At 38.0% G+C, this 12,269-nt stretch carries 6 protein-coding genes; all 6 read right to left on the bottom strand.

All coding sequences use genetic code 11. The features are described 5' to 3' along the window. Window positions 1-33: 33 nt before the first annotated feature. The 6 genes from J7604_RS02600 to J7604_RS02575 all read right to left on the bottom strand — a co-directional run bounded on the left by J7604_RS02600 (window position 34) and on the right by J7604_RS02575 (window position 11,977). Window positions 34-750 carry a hypothetical protein gene (locus J7604_RS02600; RefSeq protein WP_293890564.1) on the bottom strand — a complete coding sequence of 239 codons (717 nt, stop codon included), beginning with the start codon at window positions 748-750 and terminating at the stop codon, window positions 34-36. A 6-nt stretch (window positions 751-756) separates the two neighbouring features. After that, window positions 757-7,149: a hypothetical protein gene (locus tag J7604_RS02595; RefSeq protein ID WP_293890562.1), complete on the bottom strand. Its 6,393-nt coding sequence runs from the start codon at window positions 7,147-7,149 to the stop codon at window positions 757-759. Between the two features lie 8 nt (window positions 7,150-7,157). Beyond that, the gene (locus tag J7604_RS02590; RefSeq protein ID WP_293890560.1) at window positions 7,158-7,787 is read right to left on the bottom strand and encodes a hypothetical protein; all 630 of its coding nucleotides are present in this window, start codon (window positions 7,785-7,787) and stop codon (window positions 7,158-7,160) included. Next, window positions 7,762-8,310 (bottom strand): OmpH family outer membrane protein, encoded by a 549-nt coding sequence (locus J7604_RS02585; protein WP_293890558.1) that lies wholly within the window; start codon window positions 8,308-8,310, stop codon window positions 7,762-7,764. The genes J7604_RS02590 and J7604_RS02585 overlap by 26 nt, the downstream gene beginning before the upstream one ends. Window positions 8,311-8,643: 333 nt before the next feature. Then, the gene (locus J7604_RS02580; protein WP_293890556.1) at window positions 8,644-9,783 is read right to left on the bottom strand and encodes a polysaccharide deacetylase family protein; all 1,140 of its coding nucleotides are present in this window, start codon (window positions 9,781-9,783) and stop codon (window positions 8,644-8,646) included. A 19-nt stretch (window positions 9,784-9,802) separates the two neighbouring features. Continuing rightward, window positions 9,803-11,977, bottom strand: a complete 2,175-nt coding sequence (locus J7604_RS02575) for a glycoside hydrolase family 9 protein (protein WP_293890554.1) — start codon at window positions 11,975-11,977, stop codon at window positions 9,803-9,805. Between the last annotated feature and the right edge of the window lie 292 nt (window positions 11,978-12,269).

The raw sequence follows: 12,269 nt of genomic DNA, 5'->3' as shown, positions 1-12,269 counted from the left end.
AATTTCTAAACTAAAATCGTTTGTATATCTATATTATCTTCTGACTTCACTCACCATAAACCTCATATCAAACACTTCATATCCATAAAGGCTGCTCACCTCCTTCTTTGGTATATTTACTTCATAATTATATGAAACAGGAGGTGAAGTGATTTTTCTTATCCAGTAAACATCATATTTCTGATCATGGTAATCCGCCATCATAATCAGCTTATTATCTTTGACACTGATATAGTAATAACTTACAATCGTTTGATCCTTTGAAGAACTTGTTTTAATCCGGTAACATTCTATTCCTTTTACCATTTCTTTTCCATCATGAACAAATGAAATATCTGATGCGATATCAGGCGCAACACGCATAAACATATCCATTGTGGGCTGTTCATCAGTAGGAATTGTATTTCTGACAGAATCTATTACCATACTCTTTTCCTCTTCATTTATAAAAACCATAAGATTTCCGTCGCTAACTCCTTTAAAGATTCCGGTGCTCAGCTCAAAGCGCTTATCATCATTATAAAAGTATCCTCCTTTGTAAACTTTGTACGCAGGTAAAGAAAAGATCTCCTGTGGCTTTTTAAGTCCATATCCCAACGCTTCAAAATAAATGGCAAACCTTCCAGTACCAATCTTATTCAGTGCCTTGTCTACAATCTTGTGGGCATCCTGTTGCTGCTGTGCAGATGCTTTATATAATCCGAGGATAGAAAAAGAGATGTAAAATCCCAGAATGATTAATTTATTCATATAGCGTTAGTTTTTCTTCTGAAAATTATAGAGGTATTTTTTTACAGTCACGGCTCCAACGTTGTCTAGTTCTTTCTTCACTTCAACTACCCTTCCGAAAGAATCATATTTATACCAGGTGGCGAGATGGTTATCTTCAAGAGAAGACGTTAATCTGTCAAATCTTGGGTCATAGACGTTTGCTGACATAGAAGAATTAAATGGAGCGACTCTGAAATCATCATAGAGCACATTTCCTCCCTGTGAATTGTTTTTTACCAGAATTTCTATCCTGTCAACTGAACTTGTAGGAACATCCAAATCAAGTCTTACAAGCCTCCAATTACCTGCTGTCACATAAGGAGTAGACAAGCTATTACTATTACGAGTATAAGAAAGAACACTTCCTGTATAGAAATTGGCTTGCAGAAATGATTGATCAGGACTTGAATTATGTATCCATACCATTGCCGTATACTTCCTGTTAAACTCAGTGACAGGCACCTGGCTTTTCTGGATATTGAATACTGTTCCGGAACCTCCTGCAGGAAGAAGAAATGCATTTTGACCTGTATGCGTTTCCTCAGCACAAACACTCAAAGGAAGCGAAAATGTCTTTGTTGGCGTGACCGAACAAGATGAAGGATAAAAGACTGTGTTGCATGTTGAAGTCACCCCTGTGCGGTCCACTATATCTGCAGCAGTGAAAGTCACATAATTCCTGTTGAAGAGAAGCTGAAATTTATAAGGAATACCTCCATCTGCTAGTAGTTTATGAACGAAGAATCCTTTAAACACTTCTCCTCTGTTAGTAATGCAATGAACGTTCTTTGACTCATCAAGATAGAAGTTTAAAGTTCTGGATGTTTGTTTCGTACCATTCTTCAGGACCGCTTTTACACTTGTCATGTTAGCCTTAATCGCATAAGTGCTGCTGACATTCAAATTAAGAGCTATTGCTCCCCCTTTATCAACAGGAGTCTTCATAAAATCCTGATAATTCATTGTCACATTGTCATTGACAGAACAGTTATCTGATGAGGCTATTGTGGCGTCACGCAGCGAAACATTTACTGCATCTAATTTTTGAACAGTGCTTCCGGCTATTGAATAAATATTCTCTCCACCTTCATATACAGAAGTCTTCCAGCATCCATTCACCACTTCTGCAATTCCCCGACTAAAATTATAACCAATTAAAGTTGAAGCATACTTATTAAGAACACTTTTAGATTCTGCCACATCTCCTTCAATATCAAAAAGTGTAGAAGTTCCCATAAGCTTCCAGGCAGCATCCTGTGTAGCACCTGGAGCATAGTTAAATCCGGTTCCGATGGTAAATGTTCCCAAAGCTGGATTTTTGTCTGCTTCGTATATGTAGGCACGAATAGGTTTAAAAGTACTCTGTATACCACTTATAAAGCTACCAGCAGCAAATGTGGTTTTATTAAACTTAGATGCAACCTGCGCTCTGGCTCCCGACCTAGTTTTTCCATTAGCGTTATATATTGCCTCCATATCAGTTCCGCTTAGCGTATCATAGCTATACTTGTATAATATATTATTACTATTGGTTGGATCAATGGCAAACATACTATTAGCAACTAAGCCATCTGTAAAAGAAAACTGACTATTAGACCATTCTTTGATGTCTGCACTTAGAAGATTACTATTGCTTATTGTATTTAGATAAACATAGTTACCGGTAACATCCGACAGCCTGTTATGCTTTGAAGGAGCATTATTATATCCGAGGTTTTCAAGATCAGCAGGTCCCATTTCCTGATATTTCCAGTATGCCGGCACCATTCTACTTATCCGGGTATTTTTATATGAATCCTTCGTCTGAACCTCTACAGGCTCTCCCGTCATATAATCGAAGGCAGTAAAATTCATTTCTGTAACCAATCCTTCAGAAGTCGTTGTCTTTACTTGTTTCATTACTGGAGGGAGATAGGTATGCTTAACCGTTACACAATTGAAATCCCTGTTCGTATTTGCTCCCAGGTATAAGAACCATGGAACAAGATTTATATCTCCGGACTTTGTGTAGTAGGATTCTGACCACACCTGATCTATCCGGCCAGGACGAGAGGATGTTATAGAACTATAAGGATCATTTGCTCCAGTGGCCTCTGCTACCACAGGCACCGCTTCTGTCTTATCGAAATAGACAAATTCTCTTGTTGCTTTTACTTTCCCGTCAGCTCCGAAATCTACTTCTTTTTGTGGCTTTCCATAGATATCTGAATAATCTAAATAGGAATGTGAAGAGGCATTATAAGAATCATTTCGCTGCCATTTCACTGTGACTGGAAGAGGAATAGGTATTTTAAGAGTATATTTTTTGCCCAATACTGAAAATGGAATCTTCAACCAGGACAAAATACCGAACATGAAAAACTTTCCGTTTGCTGTTACATAAGGATTCCCTTGAGCTTCCTTGTGATCATAAAGACAGCTTAGTCCATTATCTTTGGGCGTATAAAAATGATATTCAGTCTTTCCTTTTCTTCTGGATATAACGTCCTTTTCTTTCGAAGATGTGGAAGCAATAACCTGATAACCGGTTTCCATCGTCGTTTTGTCATACATAATTGTAGGAGATGGGAAAAATCCAGCAGCTTTGATCTTATTGAAATCGATTACAGCTGCAGCTCCTCCGCCAGGCTCAATTGTAGCTACTCCTTGCGATTCACCTGTACCATCTCCATTACTGTCATAATAGTAGCGAGTTACATGTTTGTTCTTTCCATCCTCTACATCTGTATTTGAGCTATAGCTGAATTCATCATTGAATGTAACTGTTTTAACCCTTGCTCCTGTATACTTTTCTTTGAACACTGGAGTTCTCAGAAAAGATAGGTGCGGATAGATTGTATTGCATAAACCTCCGACGCAATTCCCCAAATCTTCTTCATCCATTTTTTTAAACATTTCCTTGATATTCATTACTGCTGTCCTAACGGCATCCAAAGGACTAGCCTTGTCGAGAGAAGCATATCTCGCAGTAAGTGCATCAATATTTCCGCATCCTCCAGATTCCTTATAAGCTCGGCCTTCATCTGATTCGGCAACCATATAAATTTTGCAGCCTTTTACAAAAGGAGTCATACCATTACTTCCCGATAGAGTTATTGATTGATAAACCCTACCTTCATTGTCTTGAGCAGATACAGTCCCAAATGTGGTTACAGTCCCATCTCCGGAACTTATAAACATTTTAGATTCACTCTTACTAATAGGTGTTCTGTAAAAGGCAATTTCTCCATACAAAGAATTCCCGGTTGCCAGTATAGAAGACAAATTAACTCCTGCTTCGTTCAAATCTGTGATATCTACTTGCATTGTAACTGAGCCGCCACCATTATCAGTTATACTCTTTATCCTTCTCATTACATAGGCCTTCTTATCCTGAACGTAACTATATCCTCCTGCCTCAAAATCTACTTTCATAGAACCACCGCCAGGAAGCATGATCTTACGTAATGTAAAGACCTTAGCATTTGAGTCCGCTTTTATCTTTGAAATCTCCGTATAGTTCTGATAATATGTAATTGAAGTATTCGCCAATCCTTGCTTTCCAGATGACTTATAATAGTTATTCCATGTGTCTTCAAGCTTATTGTTAAACTTTGGATTTGCCGCATCCCCGATAGAAGGATCTTCCCATGCATATTGCATCTGATAGCTTGGCAAAGCTACTGGTTTTGTATCGTCAGCGCCATTATAAGCAAAATGCTGAACCTGTCTCAGTGTTAATTTTCCGGTCCCCACAGGCGACCCTGAATAAAGGTAAGGCACCACAGCATTTTTGCCTTCCTCATACTTTCCAATATTATTAGGTACATCGGAACTGGTTGAATAGTCATATCTGAACTTTGTAGACTTCACTATTCTTGGTCTTCCACTGTGTTGAGATTCTGTATGCTTTTTGTAAAGATTTATATTGGTCACTGCGAATAAAGCATCATTACCAAGATTATTGGCAGTAAGAGCCTCAGGAGCGTTAGTAATCATATTATTGGCATTTCCGTTAAAATAATCAGTACCACCAGCTTCATAACCATCTAAACGCTTGTGGTAAGTATATGCCGCCACATAATTAGTAGACTCAACCTTTTCTAGATAATAAATCTCTTTAGTACCATGACTTACAGAATAAACATCATCATCATTTACATGCAAGGCCCCCGGAATATGAGTAAGACCATTGAATGGATTTCTCCAACGATAGCTATCAGCAGCCTTTATGTATTTAAACTTAACCCAATAACCAAGATCGCCATCGCTTGGCCCAGGAATATCATCGAAATCAATATAATCTGAACCAACAATTGCAGTAAGAAGCCATGCGTAAGGATACTCAAACTGATCCTCAACTTTTACCTTTCCTCTGTCGACACCTGTAAATGAGCGATAATCTCCTCCATCTGAAACCGGTGCAACTATTCCCTTGCCTTGCAGAACCATTGATTTGGAAGTTTTTGCAAAAGCTGGAAGATTGAAAATATAGGTCATTCCATCTGTTTTCCTAACTCTTATATCTGCTATAAGATTATCATAATAACTACCGTTCGATCTTCTACTGTTGAGGTTATCAATTATATTAAATGAACTGATATTGTAATTAACTCCACTTTGAATATCCTCTTTTAAACTGTCGGGTGCAGCCTTCAAAGTAGAAGCATCCATCTTCGAAGAAACAAAATGATTGTAAAAACTTTCTTCCAGTTTTTTCTTGTTCATTCCAGAAAGAGAACTATAGTTATTGACTGCACCAGCCACATCTGCCACTGTATAATAATCAATTTTAGCAGACCTCCTATGATTGGTTTTATTTGCATTAGGATTAAAATTCCCACCATTTGTTGCACGGACTTTTACTTCATACATAGGCATTCCACTTTCAAACCCAAGGAAAAAAGTCTTGTCGGAACCACCATCGGCCAGCGCCATTTCGTGCTGCATCGGCTCAAAATCATTATAAGCATTAGATGCATAATTGAAGCTACCTGCAAGATCACCTCTGAATTTGAGAACAGGCTTTGTACTATACCTTCGAGTGGCATCGTTCATATCCACCACAGTCTCTTCAGTGAATACCTGATTGTCGAAATCGTTTTCTCCGTCAGTTTTTCCATTCTTAAGCATTTTCAGGATATCTGCTTCTTTGTTCACGACAGCCTTTCTTACATCGTGCCATGGATATGTTTCATATCTTTTTGTTGAAAGTCCCATCAACCCCACATCTCTGTATTGAGCTCTGTGATAATTCCTAGAAACTACTGCATATTCATTTTGCATCAGCTGCATGTTACCGGACAATCCCTGGCAATTCACACTGAAATAATCCTTTTGCATATAAGATGGATTCGACCGTTTCTGATCATCATAAGCATTCTCATCTCCTATAGTCATATCAGCCATATGACTTTTGTTGGCCCTGTCATAAGTATTCATGTACATATAACCATATACATTCTTGTTTAATACCTGATTTCCGGCTTCAGTCTTATTATATGTTCCAGTAATTGTAAGCGTAACAGCCGTCGAAACAGGTATTGGTACACTTACGGAAACACCTAATTGGTTGGTAAAAGGAAGAACAGATGTTGTCGGAGCAAACATACTCATTGACGATCCTGCAATTGAGCCATATAATCCGCCTCCGTCATTGTCCAGCACAGGTGTATCAAAAGCACTTGCCTGGGCATGTAATTTGGAAGATCCGAAATTTCCAGCAACAGAAAATCCTAATGCATGAACAGGATCCCCGCTTTTAGCAATGTTAAGGCCTGTAATACCCACACTATATCCAGCAGAAGCACCGTATCTGCTGTCAGAATTAAGACTCACTCCTCCGCCTATTCCTATTTGTTTTCCAATTTTGGCACTTACACCAAGACCGAAACCAAAAGCTGCAAACGCCCCTTTATAATTATCATAACCTCCCATTACTGAGGCGGAGGCACCAACGCCTACAGGCATTCCTGGCACAGTTAATCCAGCAGAAATCTCAACTTCTCCTGAGGCTGACCAGTGATTTTGATTGGAAGCATTAAATACACGATTGGCATTGCCGATATCATCAGGTAAGCCAACCATATTTCTTGCTATAGCACCTGAAAATCCACTAAATCCAAAACCAAAACTGGAAGCCTCTTCATCCATGCCCATACCAGAAGAATAACCTATTGCCATTGGATATTCAGGTATAGATGTAATGGGAATAGTATAATTAAATGCTCCTGTAAGCAAACTAACATTGTCTGTAGCATCAACCGGCTGATGCGCATAAACCTCCGGCTGTGTAGGTCCATTGGTGAGTGCCGCATATAACTCAACAGGATTGATGGCCACAATTAGAATATGGATGGCAAGGAAAACTGCAATGGATTTAAGTATAGTACTTTTCATATATGTTATCAGGATGGAAATTTGATCTTAGGTTGTTTGCCGGTAATATCACGTATGGAAAAATTCCACCGGACCTCCTCCGGTATATCAAAAAGCTTATCATCATAAACTAGCTGAATGCTTTCTCTTTCATTCTCTACAGCTGAGGATGGAAAAGAAAAAATAAAACAAGCATCAGGGGAATTTCCATAACTTCTCTGGTACTCATAAACCATAGGTATTACTTTAGCGCCTGAAGATGTTATCAAATAAAAATGCTCGCCCATAAAGTTTGAAAGATAATTAAGCCTTAAGCCATACTCTTGCTGATTAGCAACATTATGCAACAGCACATTTGCCGAATCATTTCTGCTTATCCGTAATGAAAAATAAAGAGCATTTTCGAATGCCATCTTCACCGACTCAAACTGCTGACGGTTATATTTTTTCATTTGCCTTAATTCTGCACATGCCAGATATTCTGCCGGACGAAATTGACATGTCAGCGTAAAATCACCTGCCTCTTGCTTCTTAACATAGACCTCGTTTTCATTTACATGGTTCACATATTCTTCAATAGAATACGAGGTGCAGGATAACAGCATTACCATACAAAAAAAGAACACAAGGCTGTTATTTCTTAGTAGAGTTATTTTCATACTGAAGATTAAGTTCTTTAAGTAAATCATCTGTAATATCTTCTTCATCTTCTCCATATAGAATATTCCCATCATTAGTGGCACCTAGCACTATAGGATATCTTTGGTCAGCTGAGTAGTCTTTAATAAAAGTATTGATGTTCCCTACCACCTCGCTGGTCAATTCTTGTTTCCTCTGCTGAAGCTGAGCATCTGCATTCTGGCGATACTGTGCAAGCTCGGCTTCATGTTGGGCTAACTGATAATCGTACTCCTTTTCACTTTTGAAATTTTTGGGATTATCTTTTACTGATTCATATCTAGCTTTTAGCGTATCCGCATTTGCAAGAGCTCTCTTCCAATCAGTCTCAAATTGCTTGTTGGCCTCTACCATTCCTTTGTATTGTTCAAGTATGACACCAGTGCGAACATATCTTACTTTGTTTTTATGGAATTGCCAATACCAAAAAGCATTAGTACCAGCAAAAAGAACAAATGTCAATGCCAACACAATGGCATTGCGTTTTAGGAACTCAATTATCATAATTACTATAGTTATAAATAGACAAAAACAGATTACTGATGACTTTCAAATGCGAAATTGAAATCGAACCGACAAGTATTAAATTATGTCAATAGGTAGGCGCAGACAATTAGCTGTTGTTACAGGTATTAAATAAAAAAAATAAAAAAAAATATCTTTAATGAAACTTATCGTCTGTAAATCAAATCGTACGAGAAAAAAACTTGGCAAAAATATATTACGATAAAAACAAAATGTTAAAAAGTCAGAACGTTGGAAATTTGGATTAAGGTTTATTGGAAAGAAGGTCCAAATAACCATTCTCAGAAGAATGATTTATTTTTAGGCCGCTTTTTATAATATATTGATAATTATCTCCCCTCCATCAGGAATAGCATTAAACATAAGATAACCTGATGAAATATTGAAACTTAACTTTTTGCCATTCTGATAAATGCTGCTTATTTTATTTATCTTATCTGGCACCTTCACCTTAACAGTAAGTGCCTGAAAATACAGGTTATCATTGAGCTCATCTGAAAGATTCACCTTCCATATATTCCCTCCAGCAAATGGTTTGGAAACTTCTGTAAGAATAGCCGTCTTTTTCTCTCTGTGATATTGAATTGCCTGAGCAAAGGTACAAATCCAGACGTCATTCTTTCTTGACAACAAAGTATCTAGTTGCATAGCTAAATCATTCTGATGAATTTGGGCATATGAATTATCAATTACTGTATTGTTATAAATACTATGATATAAATAAGTAAGCAAACCTCCTCCTTTAATAATGTTCTCAATTTGGGAATTGAATTGAGCAATAGTAATAGTACTATTCATCCCATAGGTAAGAATTCTGTAATAATCATCTTCGGTAGGAGCAAAGTTATAAGTATAATTTCCTGACGACAGCTGAACTCCTCTGGCTGCAATGTGGCCACTATTGCGAACCGAATCAATCACCACTTGATCATATCTTCCAAAAGGATAGGCAAAAGTTAATATCTTGCCTCCTTTAAGTTTTTCCCCAAAATTGTTTTTACTGTCTTTGATCTCATTCTTCTTCTGATCTCCTGACAATTTTGTAAGATCCAGATGGCTTTTAGTATGGTTGGCAATTTCATTTCCATCATCACAGGCATTTTTGACTATGTTCCAATCAGGGGTACCCAAAACATTGGTAATAAAAAAAGTCGCATTGATTTTTCTTTTCTTCAATTCTGGAATCACAATAGCAGGATGGCCGGGAGACCAATCATCAAAAGTGAGCACAACAGCAGCCCTTTTATCATCAAGCCAGTTAGATATGGAATATTCGAGATTTGAATTATGGCTATTATTAAGAAAATACTCAAAAGCCGAAGCTTTTGAGTATTTATTATCAATCATCAAATTTGTCACGGACTGATCTGCATTGACACTTATCTGTGCTTCTACATTATAAAAAGATAACAACAAACAAATGAACAGCAACCTTTCCAACAAACGTTTCATATGATCCTGAATATGGTTATTACAGTTTAATCAATGGCTTCACCACAACTTGATCTCCTCCGGCAACTTTGATAAGATATGAGCCAGAAGGTAATTCAGGAAGTTGAATTTCCTGTTGACCGTTATCCATATTGAATGTCTTCAAAACAGAGCCTCGGATATCCATTACAGTTACCTGATATTTCCCCGGCTTAACATTACTAATCCAGAAAGATCCGTTTGTAGGATTGGGGAAAATATTCATTGAAGAAACATTATTCCCTACAGGACTATCAACACTGGTTGTCTCACTCAAATCCACAAACTTGGAAAGCAGACGGATATAGCTGATCTGATAACCATTACTGTTTTCTGTCACAGCCCAGGAATTTAATGGCCAGTTGGTATTGAAATCCTTATAAGACTTTTGTTTCGGCTGACCTTTAGGTGGTGTGATGGACTCTGAAGTGCATATTGCGTTATTTTGCGAACTTCCGCAAGTACCAGCCGAGCAACATCCATCCCAGTCGTATCCTGGATTTACTCCACCAGTCAAAAAGCCAGGTGCAGGACCATAAGTAGAAGTTCCTACTCTATCCCACTTGGCACTTTTGTCTGTGAACCAAGTATGATAGAATTCATTAACTCCTTTTTCAGCACCATAATTGTACATATTGGAAAGGTAAACCATGCTCAGAGGGTTTACTCCATGTATATAGTGTACGTATCCAAGTGCTGCTTCTCTTGCAGTTGTATTTTTAGTAGCGTCGACATTATAGGTAATTACATTATGGAACATAGTCCCTTGCATAGATTTGATGTTGTTGCTGCCCCAGGTATAGTCTTTCAGGTGTGCACGATAAGGATCAGTTTTAGAAGTATATGCCGAGAAATTATCAGCTCCGTTCATACCAATTTTATAAGCATTGATAATACCTGTTTTAGTAGCTGATGTAGCGCCCGAAAGAGATGTATAATATAGTAATACGTCTTGCAATTCCCCTTCAAAGGGATACGCGAAGTTATTATAGGTAAATAGGTGAGCATTTTTATAATTGGCATCTACATACGATTTATATACAGCTTCACCTGTTGCATCAAACAAGAAAACTGCTGCCTTCAATCTTCCCATTAAACGACTATAATCATCTTGCTCCTGTTGTCCAGCGCCAATATCTTTGGATCCATAAGCATCATCATTGTTTCTCCATATCACATTAGGATTTGCTCCTGACCAGTCCCACGCCATTTTCGCTCTTTTGATCAATGTATCTGCATAAACAGTCCTATTAAGGGAACGATAAACTTTGGAAGCAATAGCAAAAGCCGCAGCCACACTATGTGCCGAAGAGGTATTGATGCCACCGTAATAAGTAGTTCCTGTGGCACTTGAAGGAGGACTGGCATGGGAAAGTGACGCAATACTGATTACCGAACCGTCAGCTTGTTGCATACGAAGCAGGTGATCAATTCCCCACTTAGCTTCATCCAGTAGATCCGGAACTCCGTTACCTGATTCTGGCAAATTATAATTATCAGCCCAAGCATCTGGCTTTTCAAGATAAGCAAGCATCATCTGCACAACATAGCTGGAAGTCCAGTTTGTGTATTTATTGTAATCACCGGCATCATACCAGCCGCCAAATACATCTTTTGCTTTTGAAGCATTTGTCTTATCATTATATGGTCTTGCAGTTTTGTCCTGCATATGGCTTGCTCCATCTGCCCAACCTGCTCCGGCATACTTTGCTTCTTTCGCAAAACCCGCACGCTGATAGAAGAATGTGCGAACCGCATGCTTCAGAATATCATTATAAATAGCCGCACTAATCTGAAATGGATACGAACGAACGTTATTGTTAACATCCAGAATATAATATTCACCAGGGGTGTTTACAGACGAAAAGTCAAACCACCATGCCTTGTCTCCGGAAGAAGCATCTACAGCACCGCCTGACCATAATTGAAGAGGACCAGAATATACTTGCTCTCCTGCAGAATTAACCACTGCATACAAATTTCCCGGAGTAAAAGATTCTGAACCATCAAAACCTGTTTCCGGATCCCGGACAACAGCTATTTTAACTTCATCGGGAAGATATCCGAACTGATCTGCCACAATATATTTAGATACGGATTGGGCAGCAGAATCCTCCACGCCCGATAACAGAAATAAATAAAGTGATAGAAATAGTGTAGAATAAAATTTAACCATAGTTTATTTAGTTTTTTTTGTTACTACTATGAAGAGGATCAATAAGTAAGCACTTGGCATCCAAAAAAGTCCAAAATTTCCTTAATAAATCACAATTCAATAAATATTCGTACGAAGTGGCGGCAATTGGGATGGTACTTTGAAGTGATTTTATTCAAGAATAAATTCAACTCAGTAAGTATTATAAGGCCAATTTATAGGTACACAATCGAATAGAACATTACCCCGAAAATATTGAATCAAAGTAAGAAAGTAGAATTTAACTTAAAGGAAAGTTAATTACGAAATCAAT

Source organism: Sporocytophaga sp. (genome assembly GCF_017745095.1).
In the GTDB taxonomy this organism is placed as follows: domain Bacteria; phylum Bacteroidota; class Bacteroidia; order Cytophagales; family Cytophagaceae; genus Sporocytophaga.
The sequence above is the reverse complement of the archived record's forward strand: the minus strand, read 5'-3'. Positions and strand labels throughout refer to the sequence as shown.

Coding starts and splice junctions, on each gene's coding strand:
- J7604_RS02600 (WP_293890564.1), bottom strand. CDS start 750: ATGAATAAATTAATCATTCTGGGATTTTACATCTCTTTTTCTATCCTC.
- J7604_RS02595 (WP_293890562.1), bottom strand. CDS start 7,149: ATGAAAAGTACTATACTTAAATCCATTGCAGTTTTCCTTGCCATCCAT.
- J7604_RS02590 (WP_293890560.1), bottom strand. CDS start 7,787: ATGAAAATAACTCTACTAAGAAATAACAGCCTTGTGTTCTTTTTTTGT.
- J7604_RS02585 (WP_293890558.1), bottom strand. CDS start 8,310: ATGATAATTGAGTTCCTAAAACGCAATGCCATTGTGTTGGCATTGACA.
- J7604_RS02580 (WP_293890556.1), bottom strand. CDS start 9,783: ATGAAACGTTTGTTGGAAAGGTTGCTGTTCATTTGTTTGTTGTTATCT.
- J7604_RS02575 (WP_293890554.1), bottom strand. CDS start 11,977: ATGGTTAAATTTTATTCTACACTATTTCTATCACTTTATTTATTTCTG.